We start from the raw sequence: 12,369 nt of genomic DNA on the forward strand, positions 1-12,369 counted from the left end.
AAGAGACCAACGATGAACGACTACCTCCTCAAAGGCGCGACCCTCAGCGACGGTCGCACCACCGATATCCTTCTCGGACCAGGATCCAGCGGCACCGCCTCCCGCGCAGCCGTCAAGGCGCTCGGAACGAACCTCTCCGAGGCCGGCGCCACGGTCATCGACGCCGATGGCCTCCTCGCGCTGCCGGGCCTCGTTGACCTTCACACCCACCTGCGCGAACCCGGATTCGAGGGCAGTGAGACGGTTCTGACCGGCTCGCGTGCCGCCGCGAAGGGTGGCTTCACGGCCGTCAACGCGATGGCGAACTCGTCACCGGTCGCCGACACCGCCGGGGTTGTGGAGCAGGTGCAGGCCCTTGGAGATCGCGCAGGCTATGTCACCGTGCGGCCGATCGGGGCCGTCTCACAGGGGCTGAAGGGCACCCACCTCTCCGAGATCGGCGCGATGGCGAACTCGCGCGCGGCCGTTCGCGTCTTCTCGGACGACGGGCTCTGCGTCGCCGATCCACTGCTGATGCGCCGAGCCCTTGAATACATCAAGGGCTTCGGGGGAGTGCTCGCCCAGCACGCCCAGGAGCCACGCCTCACCGAGGGTGCGCAGATGAACGAGGGCGAACTCAGCGCGACGCTCGGGCTCGGCGGCTGGCCGGCCGTCGCCGAAGAGGCGATCATTGCCCGCGATGTGCTACTCGCGCACCACGTCGGCGCCCGCCTTCACATCTGCCACGTCTCGACCGCGGGCAGCGTCGAGGTCGTCCGCTGGGCGAAGTCGCGGGGCTTCGAGGTCACCGCCGAGGTGACTCCGCATCATCTGCTGCTCACCGAAGACCTGGTATCGACCTACGACGCCCGCTACAAGGTCAACCCGCCGCTCCGCCGCAGCGAAGACGTCGAAGCTCTCCGTGGCGCCCTCGCCGACGGCACTATCGACATCGTCGCGACCGACCATGCTCCGCACACCGCCGAGGCGAAGTCGTGCGAGTGGGCGGGCGCGGCCAACGGCATGGTCGGCCTCGAATCGGCGCTGAGCGTCGTCCAGAAGACCATGGTCGACACCGGCCTCCTCGACTGGGCGGGCGTCGAGCGAGTGCTCTCGGCCGCTCCCGCCCGTATCGGGCAGGTCAGCGGACAGGGTCAGCCGATCGGAGTGGGCTCGCCGGCCGAGATCACGCTCTACGATCGAAGTGTGAGCAGGAGTTTCTCGATCGACGACCTCGCCGGCAAGAGCACCAACTCGCCCTACCTCGAGCGCGAGCTGCCGGGGCGAGTCGAGGCCACGTTCCATGGCGGCTACGCCACCGTGCTCGACGGCGCCGTCGTCGACACCGAGACGGTCTCCGCGCACGCCGCCGCGTTGGTCGGCACTCCGTGATCCGCTGGCTGATCGGCGCCGGGTTTCTCGTCGCGGCCGTCGGCATCTACTTCTGGATGCGCGCGGGCTGGCTCGCGCGACGACGACGACAGGCCGATGTGACCCGTCCGACCCCGGCACCCGCCTCCGCCGAACTCGGCGAACTCCTCGCCGAGCGTGACCTGTTCTACGTCGCCACGACGAAGGCCTCCGACCGGCTCGACCGGATCGTGGTCGGTGGCCTCGGCTTTCGTGGCCGCGCCGTCGTCAGCGTCCACCCCGACGGTGTCGTGCTCGACATCGCGGGGGAGCCGCCGATCCTCATCGCCCGAGCCGACCTGCGCGATGTCGGCCGCTCGACCTGGACCATCGATCGAGTCGTCGAGACCGACGGGCTGATCAAGCTCGGTTGGCGCCTCGGCGACCTCGACGTCGACACCTATCTCCGCGACTCCGACGATCCCCGAGAACTCGTCGCCGCGATCAGCACCCTCATCAGCACTGGAGAGAAAACCTCGTGACAGATTCGTCCACCGCGAACACGGCCGTCCTCGTTCTCGAAGACGGCACCCGCTTCGTCGGTCGCCCTTACGGCGCCACCGGGCGCACCCTCGGCGAGGCGGTCTTCGCCACCGGCATGACCGGCTACCAGGAGACCCTCACCGACCCGTCGTACGCCGGGCAGATCGTCGTCATGACGGCGCCGCACATCGGCAACACCGGTGTCAACGACGAAGACCCCGAGTCGAGCCGAATCTGGGTCTCCGGCTTCGTCGTCCGCGACGCCAGCCGTGTCGTGTCGAACTACCGCGCCCAGGGCAGTCTCGACGAGCAGCTCACCGGCGACGGCATCGTCGGCATCCGCTCGGTCGACACCCGCGCCATCACCCGCCGTCTCCGCGACGTCGGGTCGATGAAGGCCGGCATCTTCTCGGGCGACGAGGCCGGGCTCCCGGACGACGAGCAGCTCGCGATCGTGAAGAACGGCCGCGACATGCGCGGGCTCAGCCTCAGCGGCCAGGTCTCCACGCGGGAGCGGTACGACGTTCCTGCGGTCGGCGACCGTGTCGGATCCTTGGCCGTGCTCGACCTCGGCGTGAAGACCTCGACGATCCGCTATCTCTCGGAGCGCGGCTTCGACGTGATGGTGCTGCCGCAGTCGACCACGGTCGACGATCTCAAGGCCCTCGCGCCCGATGCGCTCTTCTATTCGAACGGCCCCGGCGACCCGTCGGCCTCCGACTCCCAGGTCGAACTGCTGCAGAGTGCCCTCCGCGACGGAACGCCGTTCTTCGGCATCTGCTTCGGCAACCAGCTGCTCGGTCGCGCCCTCGGCTTCGGCACGTACAAGCTGCCGTTCGGCCACCGCGGCATCAACCAGCCGGTGTGGGACAAGACCACGGGCACCGTCGAGATCACCAGCCAGAACCACGGCTTCGCCGTCGACGCCCCCATCGACGGAGTGCTCGACTCGCCCGCCGGCTTCGGCCGCGTCGAGGTCAGCCACTTCTCGCTGAACGACAACGTCGTCGAGGGCCTGCGTGCCCTCGACATCCCCGCCTTCTCGGTGCAGTACCACCCCGAGGCCGCCGCAGGCCCCCACGACAGCAACCATCTCTTCGACCGGTTCCGCGCTCTCGTGATCGAGCGCTCATCGACGGCCGACGCCGTCCAGGCCGACCCCAAGGAAAGCAACTGATGCCCAAGCGTTCCGACATCAACTCCGTCCTCGTCATCGGCTCCGGCCCGATCGTCATCGGCCAGGCGGCCGAGTTCGACTACTCGGGCACGCAGGCCTGCCGCGTCCTTCGCGAAGAAGGCGTGCGCGTCATCCTGGTCAACCCGAACCCGGCGACGATCATGACCGACCCCGACTTCGCCGACGCGACCTACATCGAGCCGATCACCTCCGAGGTGCTCGAGTCGATCATCATCAAGGAGCGCCCCGACGCGGTGCTCCCGACCCTCGGCGGCCAGACCGCCCTCAACGCGGCGATCGCTCTCGACGACGCCGGCATCCTGGCCAAGCACGGCGTCGAGCTCATCGGCGCGAAGGTCGAAGCGATTCAGAAGGGCGAAGACCGCCAGATCTTCAAAGAACTCGTGCTTGAGTCGGGTGCCGATGTCGCGCGCTCGCACATCGTGCACCGGGTCGACGAAGCCCTCGCCGCTGCCGATGATCTCGGCTACCCGCTGGTCGTCCGCCCCTCGTTCACCATGGGCGGCCTCGGGTCGGGCTTTGCCCACACTCCCGAGGAGCTGACCCGCATGGTCTCGGACGGCCTGCACTCCAGCCCGACCACCGAGGTCCTGCTCGAAGAGAGCATCACCGGCTGGAAGGAGTACGAGCTCGAGCTCATGCGCGACACGGCCGACAACACCGTCGTGATCTGCTCGATCGAGAACTTCGACCCGGTCGGCGTGCACACCGGCGACTCGATCACGGTCGCCCCGGCGCTGACTCTCACCGACCGCGAGTACCAGAAGCTCCGCGACATCGGCATCGACATCATCCGCCGCGTGGGCGTCGACACCGGCGGCTGCAACATCCAGTTCGCGATCGACCCGGCCGACGGCCGCATCATCGTGATCGAGATGAACCCCCGCGTCTCGCGCTCCAGTGCCCTGGCGTCGAAGGCCACCGGCTTCCCGATCGCCAAGATCGCCGCGAAGCTCGCCATCGGCTACCGCCTCGACGAGATCCAGAACGACATCACCAAGGTCACCCCGGCCTCGTTCGAGCCCACTCTCGACTACGTCGTCGTCAAGGTGCCGCGGTTCGCGTTCGAGAAGTTCCCGGCCGCCGACACCACGCTCACCACCACCATGAAGAGCGTCGGCGAGGCCATGGCCATCGGCCGCAACTTCACGCAGGCCCTTCAGAAGTCGCTCCGGTCGCTCGAGAAGCGCGGCTCGAGCTTCCACTGGAAGGGCGAGCCCGGAGACGTCACCGCCCTGCTCCAACTCGCGAGCGTCCCGACCGACGGCCGCATCGTCACGGTGCAGCAGGCCCTTCGCGCCGGCGCCACCGCTGAGCAGGTCTTCGAATCGACAAAGATCGACCCCTGGTTCATCGATCAGATCGTGCTGATCAACGAGGTGGCCGAGCGGGTGGCCGCAGCCGACGAGCTCTCGTACGAGGTCATGGAAGAGGCGAAAGACCACGGCTTCAGCGACGCACAGATCGCCGAGCTCCGCGGTCGTCTCGAACACGACATCCGCGACCACCGCCACTACCTCGGCCTCCGCCCGGTCTACAAGACCGTCGACACCTGCGCGGGGGAGTTTCCCGCCACGACGCCGTACCACTACTCGTCGTACGACTTCGAGACCGAGGTCGTGCCCTCCGACCGGCGCAAGGTGATCATCCTGGGCTCCGGCCCCAACCGCATCGGGCAGGGCGTCGAGTTCGACTACTCCTGCGTGCATGCCTCGTTCGCCCTGTCTGACGCGGGCTTCGAGACGATCATGATCAACTGCAACCCCGAGACGGTCTCCACCGACTACGACACCAGCGATCGGCTGTACTTTGAGCCCCTTACGCTGGAGGACGTCCTCGAGATCGTGCACGCCGAGAGCCAAGCGGGCGAGCTCGTGGGTGTCGTCGTGCAGCTCGGCGGCCAGACCGCTCTCGGCCTGGCCCAGGGCCTCGCGGCGGCCGGCGTGCCGATCCTCGGCACCAGCCCCGACGCAATCGACTCCGCTGAAGAGCGCGGTCTGTTCTCGAAGATCCTCGACGAGGCCGGCCTCCTCGCCCCGAAGAACGGCACCGGAACCGACTTCGAGAGCGCCGTGGCCGTCGCCGACGAGATCGGCTACCCCGTCCTCGTCCGCCCGTCATACGTGCTCGGCGGACGCGGCATGGAGATCGTCTACTCGTCCGAGCTGCTCGCCGACTACTTCGAGCGCACCCGTGACGAGGTCGTCATCGGCCACGGCCAGCCGCTGCTGGTCGACCGGTTCCTGGACGACGCGGTCGAGATCGACGTCGACGCGCTCTACGACGGCACCGAGCTCTACGTCGGCGGCATCATGGAGCACATCGAGGAGGCCGGCATCCACTCCGGCGACTCGAGCTGCACGCTTCCGCCGGTGACGCTCGGTCGGGGCGAGATCGATCGGGTCCGCGAGGCTACCCTCAAGATCGCCGAAGGCATCGGGGTCTCCGGCCTGCTCAACGTGCAGTTCGCCATCGCCGCCGGAGTGCTCTACGTGCTCGAGGCCAACCCGCGCGCCAGCCGCACGGTGCCTTTCGTCTCGAAGGCGCTCGGCATCCCGCTGGCCAAGGCTGCTTCGCGCATCATGGTCGGCGCGTCCATCCGCTCTCTGGTCGAGGAGGGCCTTCTTCCGGTTCAGGACGGCTCCGATGTGCCGCTCGACTCGCCGATTTCCGTCAAGGAGGCAGTGCTCCCGTTCAAGCGCTTCCGCACCAAGGAGGGCCAGGTCGTCGACAGCGTGCTCAGCCCCGAGATGCGCTCCACCGGCGAGGTGATGGGCATCGACCGCAACTTCCCGCTCGCGTTCGCGAAGAGCCAGACGGCGGCCTACGGCGGACTCCCGACCTCCGGCGTGGTCTTCGTCAGCGTGGCCGACCGCGACAAGCGCGCGATCGTGCTCCCGGTTCTCCGCCTGCAGCAGCTCGGCTTCGAGATCACGGCGACCGAGGGCACGGCGACCGTCCTGATCCGCAACGGCATCACCACGCGCATCGTCGGCAAGTACTCCGAGGGCGGCGAGAGCGTGGTCGACCTGATCAACCGCGACGAGGTCGACATTGTCATCAACACGCCGTCGGGCTCCAGCGGCCGGGCTGACGGCTACGAGATCCGCGCGGCAACGGTGGCGGCCGACAAGGCCCTCTTCACCACGATGGCGCAACTGCAGGCGGCTGTCGCCTCGATCGAGTCGATCCACACGGGCTACGACGTGACGAGCCTTCAAGACTATGCAGTGGAGCGTCAGGCGGGCCTCGACCGGGCCGCCGCGCTGTGAGCGACGCCGCCGGCGGTGCGTCGTTCGGCAGCCGCCTGGCGGCGTCGTTCGACCGCTACGGCCACCTCTGCGTCGGCATCGACCCGCACCCGTTCCTCCTCGAGGAGTGGGGGCTTCCGGTGTCAGCGGAGGGCGTTCGGTCGTTCGGGCTGACCGTCATCGAACAGACCGCAGGATCCGTCGGCATCGTCAAGCCGCAGGTCGCCTTCTACGAACGGTACGGCTCCCAGGGTTTCGCCGCTCTCGAAGACGTCTTGCAAGCGGCTCGCGACACCGACCTCCTCGTGATCGGCGACGCCAAGCGCGGCGACATCGGCACGACGATGGATTCGTACGGCGACGCCTGGTTCGCCGACGACTCGCCGTTGCGCGTCGACGCCCTCACCTGCGCGGCCTATCAGGGGCTCGGCGCCAACGCCGGCTTCCTGCGCCGGGCGCGGGAGGCCGGTCGCGGCGTCTTCGTTCTGGCCGCGACATCGAACCCGGAGGCCCGCCTCACGCAGACGGCGCGCCTGGCGAGCGGCAAGACGGTCGCAGCCGGTATCGTCGACGATGTGCTGAACGACAATTCCGCCTCTGACCAGGGCGATTCCCACGTCGCGCCGATAACTGCCGACCTCGGCGACGTCGGTCTCGTGCTGGGCGCGACTCTCGACCTCGTCGACTACGGCATCGCCCTCGATCAGCTGGCGTCGACTCCCATCCTCGCTCCCGGCTTCGGTGCGCAGGGGGCCCGGTACGGCGACGTGAAGAGCCTCTTCGGCCCCGCCGCCGCCAGCGTGCTGGTCTCGGCGTCGCGGTCGATCCTCGGGTCCGGCCCTTCGGGTGTTCGCGACGCCGCCCGACGAGCTTCCGACGAGGTGACCGCATGCCTCGCATGACGCCACCGCCCGTCGACCGCGCCGCCGCCGCCAAAGCCGCCGTCGCCGCTCGCCGCGCCCGCGCCGAGGTCAAGCACGACGTCTCAGAGCGCCGTCGCACCGCGCTCGACGTCGCCGACGCCGCCTGGGCCGGCGAAGTCACCGCACCCGAGGCGACCCTTCGCGTGCGCGAGCTCCTCACGAGCATCCCCGGCATCGGGCCGACCCGTGTCGCCCGCATCATGGAGCAGCTCGGCATTGCCGACTCCAAGCGAGTCGGAGGTCTGGGTGTACGCCAGCGCGTGATCCTAGGGGATTGGCTCTCGCAGCGGGAGGCCCGTGGGCGCCTCAAATCGAAGCTCGTCGTGCTCGCTGGGCCGACCGCCGTCGGCAAGGGCACCGTCTCGAGCTACATCCGCGAGAACTACGACGTTCACCTGTCGGTGTCGGCCACGACGCGAAAACCGCGCCCGGGCGAGATCGACGGGGTGCACTACTACTTCGTCACCGACGACGAGTTCGACCGGATGATCCGCGACCGCGAACTTCTCGAGTACGCCACCGTGCACAACTCGCACCGCTACGGCACGCCGCGGCCCCCGATCGACGCCGCTCTCGACAAGGGTCAGAGCGTGCTACTCGAGATCGACATCCAGGGTGCCCGTCAGGTGCGCGCGGTCATGCCCGAGGCCGTGCTGGTGTTCCTGCTGCCCCCGACGTGGGACGAACTCGTTCGCCGACTCATCGGCCGCGGCACCGAAGACACCGCCGAACAGCAGCGTCGCCTCGAGACCGCCAAGGTCGAGCTGGCCGCTCAAGACGAGTTCGACCACAAAGTCATCAACAACGACGTCAGCGAAGCGGCCCGAGAGGTCGTAGACTTGATGGCAATGCCCGCGGCCGCTCGTGCCACGAGGCATCCGAAAGCTTAGGAGGCACCATGGCCGACAGGAACAAGGGCATTATCGACCCGCCCATCGACGACCTGCTCTCGAAGGTCGAGTCGAAGTACGCACTCGTCATCTTCGCGTCGAAGCGCGCGCGTCAGATCAACGACTACTACGCCGACCTCCACGAGGGTTCGCTGTTCGACAACGTGGGGCCGCTCGTCGACTCGACCATCGACGACAAGCCTCTCTCCGTCGCGATGAAAGAGATCAACGAAGACAAGCTCACGTCGAAGCCCCTCGCGGTCGTCGCCGAGTAACACCTTCCCTTCTCAAGCGGGTCGTCCCTTCGGGGCGGCCCGCTTTTGCGTGGCGCGGTGAGACCTCACAATTGACGGGTTTCAGCGGCGCCGCCGGGCTAGTTTTGAGGTCTCACGGTGCCGCGTGCCGGGCGACCCTTGCGGCGCGGCGGCGGATCCTGAGGTGCTGGTGTTCGGCCCCGAACATCAGCAGATCGTGGACGATCACCTCATGGCGAAGCCGCGAGGCGGCGTATGGTCACAGCGTGAGCGAGACCGGCGGATACCGCGTCACCGAGTTCGATGTCACGCGTGTAGACGACCGCACCGTCGTTGCCGTGCTTGCCGCGGAGGGGCGCATCGAGAGCTGGCCACAGGTGATTCGACAGGCTCTGGCGACCCCTGGCGCGCCAGCCCTGACCACGACGAGCCTCGACGACGAGCAGGCCTTTCTGGTGCCGAAGGGCTTACTCGCGTACCACCACGGGGGTGTGCAGCTCGAGTTCTCGAGCTCGGCCGCTGTCTCGCGCGTCACGGGGCGCAGCCATGTACTCGGGGCCTGGGGCTTCCGCAAGCCGAGTACGCCACCGTGGATGGCACCCCACGTGCGACAGCTGTTCGAGGCAATTCGCCAGGTACTCGTGCAGCCCGCCACCGACCCCTAAGCCCCGAACCGCCCCGTGAGCCGCGAGTGGAAGAGCGTGCTCCGCTGATCCAGGCCGTCGAACCCGACCTCGATCCCGTGGTCACGGTACTTCGTCTCGATCGCGTCGAGGGAGGCGACGGTCGAGGCGTCCCAGATCTGCGCACGACTCAGGTCGATGGTGACGGTTGCGGGATCCTCGCTGTACGAGAACCGGTCGACGAGATCGTTGCTGCTGCCGAAGAAGAGGGGCCCGGTGACGTCGTAGTGAACGGCTGAGCCATCGGCCGACTCCGTGCGCTCGACGGAGATGACGTGCGCGACCCGACGGGCGAAGAGGACCATCGCGAGCACGACTCCGACGAGAACGCCATAGGCGAGGTTGTTCGTCGCGACGACGACCGCCACCGTCAGCCCCATGACGAGCGTCTCGGGAAGAGGCATGCGGCGGAGCGTGGAGGGTTTGAGGCTGTGCCAGTCGACGGTTGTGACGGCGACCACCATCATGACGGCGGCGAGGGCGACCATCGGGATCTGGCCCATGATCGAGCTCAATCCCGTCACGAGGGCCAGGAGGAAGACCCCGGCGACGACGGTCGAGATGCGGGTGCGGGCGCGACCGGTCTTCACGTTCAAGACCGTCTGGCCGATCATGGCGCAGCCCGCGATGCCGCCGTAGAAGCCGGCGAGGATGTTCGAGACGCCGAGTGCCCACGACTCACGCCCCTTGTGCGACGGGGTGTCGGTCATCTCGTCGACCAGCTTGGCGGTGAGGAGGGTCTCCATGAGTCCGACGAATGCCACGCTCAGAGCTGTCGGCCAGATCAACTGGAGGGTCGCGAGGTTGAGCGGCACGAGGAACGGCGTGATACCGGGAAGCTGGCCCGTGAGCGGGCCCTCGTCGGCGACATCCGGCACGACGAGCTTCGCGACGATGACGATCGCCGTCACGACCACGATCGCGATGAGCGGCGACGGGACGACCTTGGTGAACCGCGGCACGATAAAGATGATGGCGAAGGTCAGAGCGAACAGCACATAGGCCAGCCACGGCACGTTCAGCACGTGCGGCACCTGCGCGGTGAAGATCAGCACACCGAGTGCGTTGACGAACCCGACCATGACCGAGCGGGGGATGAACCGCATCAGTCGTGCGAGCCCCGCGAAGCCGAAGACGATCTGCACGATACCGGCGAGAATTACGGTCGGTAGGACGTACTGCACGCCATGGTCGTGCACCAGCGGGGCAATGACGAGGGCGACGGATCCGGCGGCGGCCGTGATCACACCCGGCCGACCTCCGAGAATCGACATCGTGAGGGCCAGCACGATCGACGCGACGAGGCTGACCATCGGGTCGACCCCGGCGACGATCGAGAACGAGATGACCTCGGGCACGAGGGCGAGGGTCGTCACCATGCCCGCAAGGACTTCACGAGAGAGCTGCTGCGGCGAGCGCAGGGCGCTGAGCACGGTGATCGGCTTGGTGGCCGGGCGGACTGAGGGCGTAGCTGAGGCCATGGGGCTGCTCCTGAGTGGTCGGCTCTCTCGGGAGAGCGATTGATAAGACGGAGGCGCGCCCCGTTGCGCGTGAGCCCATCCCGTCGTGATCGGCGAGGAGTGGGAAGATCGAGAGGGCCGGTGTATTCGCGGCCCTTTCTTCAACCCTACCGTAACGTAAGGGTTGAGCGACGAGGATGGTGACGATGGCTACTGAGATGACGGCCGAGGAGGTCGTGGCGACGATGCACATCGGAAAGATGGCCGACCGGTCACAGATGTCGCTCCGCACGATTCGCCACTACGACGAGGTCGGGCTCCTCACGCCGTCGGGGCGCACCGAGGGCGGATTCCGCCTCTACACCGAGCGCGACTTCTCGAGGCTCATGGTCATCCGCCGCATGAAGCCCCTGGGGTTCACTCTCGACGAAATGGCCGAGCTCCTCCGGGTCGTCGATCGCCTCGGCGAATCCGAGTCTGGTGCCGAGGCCGGTGTAGGAGCAGGAGCAGGCGAAGAGACAGCAGCAGCAGGTGGAGCCGGCGAGGCCCGCGCCGCGCTCGACGGTTTCATCGAGCAGGCGACCGCTCGGCGAGCGAAGCTCGAGGAGCAGATCAGCATGGCGGACGAGTTCATCGAGCTGCTCAAAGCGCAGTAGCGCCCGCAGCACGTCGGATCCTGCCCCCTTGAGTGTTGCCACTTGCGAGGCTGCCCGCCTAGCCGCGGGCATTTCACGACACTCGACGCACGCCGGCGTCGCACTCGGGCGAGGCTGAGCGCCGATCGGCCGGATCGGGAGCAAGCTCGATGGGGCGGCAGCTACACCCGACGCCGCCAGACAAAGAGGAGACATATGCAGACCCGCACACTGGGCGACCTCGAGGTCGGAGCACTCGGCCTCGGCACCATGGGAATGAGCGCCTTCTACACGGGCGCCGGCACCGACGACGACGAATCGGTCCGCACCATCCACCGCGCCATCGACCTCGGTGTCACCCTGTTCGACACTGCAGAGGCGTACGGCCCGTACTCGAACGAGGAGCTGCTCGCCAAGGCTCTCGGTGATCGCCGCGACGACGTCGTCATCGCCACGAAGTTCGGCCTGCTGCGCCATACGCCGGGGGAGTCGACCCCGAGCACCGAGCGTCACATCACCTCCGACCCCGGCTCGATCCGAGTGGCCCTCGAGGGATCCCTTCGACGCCTCGGCACCGATCACATCGATCTCTACTACCAGCACCGCGTCGACCCCGACGTGCCCATCGAAGACGTCATCGGTCAGCTAGCCGGCTTCGTCGAGGAGGGGAAGATCCGGCACATCGGGCTGTCCGAGGCGAGCGCCGCGACCATCCGGCGAGCGCACGCCGTCCACCCGATCACAGCCCTGCAGAGCGAGTACTCCCTCTGGACACGCGACCCCGAGGGCGACGTCCTCGACACCCTCCGCGAGCTCCGGATCGGCCTCGTGCCGTACTCCCCGCTCGGCCGCGGTTTCTTGACGGGGGCGATCACGAAGCCGTCCGACCTCGACTCCGACGACTTCCGTCTCGCGAACCCCCGGTTCCAGGAGGAGGCGTTCGCGACGAACATGCGTCTCGTCGACGAGGTCCGTCAGGTGGCGGGCGAGGTCGACGGCACTCCCGCCCAGGTGGCCCTCGCTTGGCTGCTCGCGCAGGGTGACGACCTGGTGCCGATCCCGGGCACGAAGCGCGTGACGAGACTCGAAGAGAATCTCGGTGCCGCCGACCTCACGCTGAGCGCCGATCAGGTCGCACGCCTCTCGGCGCTGCCGGCAGCGTCGGGCGACCGCTACCCCGACATGTCGCCGATCGGCCGCTGA

The 12,369-nt window shown here is 67.8% G+C and carries 11 protein-coding genes; 10 read left to right on the top strand and 1 reads right to left on the bottom strand.

The genetic code is table 11. The features are described 5' to 3' along the window. The first annotated feature begins 12 nt into the window (after positions 1–12). The 8 genes from ITJ49_RS10175 to ITJ49_RS10210 all read left to right on the top strand — a co-directional run bounded on the left by ITJ49_RS10175 (position 13) and on the right by ITJ49_RS10210 (position 9,053). Complete coding sequence (locus tag ITJ49_RS10175) at positions 13–1,371, top strand: dihydroorotase (RefSeq protein ID WP_194604737.1); 1,359 nt, start codon at positions 13–15, stop codon at positions 1,369–1,371. Next, on the top strand, positions 1,368–1,871 hold the full coding sequence (locus ITJ49_RS10180; protein WP_055957923.1) for a hypothetical protein: 504 nt from the start codon (positions 1,368–1,370) through the stop codon (positions 1,869–1,871). Before ITJ49_RS10175 ends, ITJ49_RS10180 begins: the two co-directional genes overlap by 4 nt. Continuing rightward, on the top strand, positions 1,868–3,049 hold the full coding sequence (gene carA, locus ITJ49_RS10185) for a glutamine-hydrolyzing carbamoyl-phosphate synthase small subunit (protein ID WP_194604740.1): 1,182 nt from the start codon (positions 1,868–1,870) through the stop codon (positions 3,047–3,049). Before ITJ49_RS10180 ends, carA begins: the two co-directional genes overlap by 4 nt. Next, positions 3,049–6,342, top strand: a complete 3,294-nt coding sequence (carB, locus tag ITJ49_RS10190) for a carbamoyl-phosphate synthase large subunit (protein WP_194604743.1) — start codon at positions 3,049–3,051, stop codon at positions 6,340–6,342. Before carA ends, carB begins: the two co-directional genes overlap by 1 nt. After that, positions 6,339–7,223: an orotidine-5'-phosphate decarboxylase gene (gene pyrF / locus ITJ49_RS10195; protein WP_194604746.1), complete on the top strand. Its 885-nt coding sequence runs from the start codon at positions 6,339–6,341 to the stop codon at positions 7,221–7,223. Before carB ends, pyrF begins: the two co-directional genes overlap by 4 nt. Continuing rightward, complete coding sequence (gene gmk / locus ITJ49_RS10200) at positions 7,211–8,134, top strand: guanylate kinase (RefSeq protein ID WP_055957916.1); 924 nt, start codon at positions 7,211–7,213, stop codon at positions 8,132–8,134. Before pyrF ends, gmk begins: the two co-directional genes overlap by 13 nt. 8 nt (positions 8,135–8,142) lie before the next feature. Continuing rightward, positions 8,143–8,409 (top strand): DNA-directed RNA polymerase subunit omega, encoded by a 267-nt coding sequence (gene rpoZ, locus ITJ49_RS10205; protein WP_055957913.1) that lies wholly within the window; start codon positions 8,143–8,145, stop codon positions 8,407–8,409. A gap of 245 nt (positions 8,410–8,654) precedes the next feature. After that, positions 8,655–9,053 carry a hypothetical protein gene (locus ITJ49_RS10210; RefSeq protein ID WP_194604749.1) on the top strand — a complete coding sequence of 133 codons (399 nt, stop codon included), beginning with the start codon at positions 8,655–8,657 and terminating at the stop codon, positions 9,051–9,053. Here ITJ49_RS10210 and ITJ49_RS10215 read toward each other — a convergent pair. Further along, positions 9,050–10,552 carry a SulP family inorganic anion transporter gene (locus ITJ49_RS10215; protein WP_194604752.1) on the bottom strand — a complete coding sequence of 501 codons (1,503 nt, stop codon included), beginning with the start codon at positions 10,550–10,552 and terminating at the stop codon, positions 9,050–9,052. The two genes, ITJ49_RS10210 and ITJ49_RS10215, sit on opposite strands and share 4 nt — an antisense overlap. 185 nt (positions 10,553–10,737) lie before the next feature. Between ITJ49_RS10215 and ITJ49_RS10220 the strand changes: the two genes are divergently transcribed. Both ITJ49_RS10220 and ITJ49_RS10225 read left to right on the top strand, forming a co-directional pair. Continuing rightward, on the top strand, positions 10,738–11,187 hold the full coding sequence (locus ITJ49_RS10220) for a MerR family transcriptional regulator (RefSeq protein WP_194604756.1): 450 nt from the start codon (positions 10,738–10,740) through the stop codon (positions 11,185–11,187). A 195-nt stretch (positions 11,188–11,382) separates the two neighbouring features. Next, positions 11,383–12,369 carry an aldo/keto reductase gene (locus ITJ49_RS10225; protein ID WP_055957895.1) on the top strand — a complete coding sequence of 329 codons (987 nt, stop codon included), beginning with the start codon at positions 11,383–11,385 and terminating at the stop codon, positions 12,367–12,369.

Source organism: Frondihabitans sp. VKM Ac-2883, from assembly GCF_015350875.1.
Taxonomy (GTDB): Bacteria; Actinomycetota; Actinomycetes; order Actinomycetales; family Microbacteriaceae; genus Frondihabitans.

What these genes read in the sequence shown, in the direction of transcription:
- ITJ49_RS10175 (WP_194604737.1), top strand. Translation starts at nt 13, where the DNA reads ATGAACGACTACCTCCTCAAAGGCGCGACCCTCAGCGACGGTCGCACC.
- ITJ49_RS10220 (WP_194604756.1), top strand. Translation starts at nt 10,738, where the DNA reads ATGGCTACTGAGATGACGGCCGAGGAGGTCGTGGCGACGATGCACATC.
- ITJ49_RS10225 (WP_055957895.1), top strand. Translation starts at nt 11,383, where the DNA reads ATGCAGACCCGCACACTGGGCGACCTCGAGGTCGGAGCACTCGGCCTC.
- rpoZ (WP_055957913.1), top strand. Translation starts at nt 8,143, where the DNA reads ATGGCCGACAGGAACAAGGGCATTATCGACCCGCCCATCGACGACCTG.
- ITJ49_RS10215 (WP_194604752.1), bottom strand. Translation starts at nt 10,552, where the DNA reads ATGGCCTCAGCTACGCCCTCAGTCCGCCCGGCCACCAAGCCGATCACC.
- gmk (WP_055957916.1), top strand. Translation starts at nt 7,211, where the DNA reads ATGCCTCGCATGACGCCACCGCCCGTCGACCGCGCCGCCGCCGCCAAA.
- carB (WP_194604743.1), top strand. Translation starts at nt 3,049, where the DNA reads ATGCCCAAGCGTTCCGACATCAACTCCGTCCTCGTCATCGGCTCCGGC.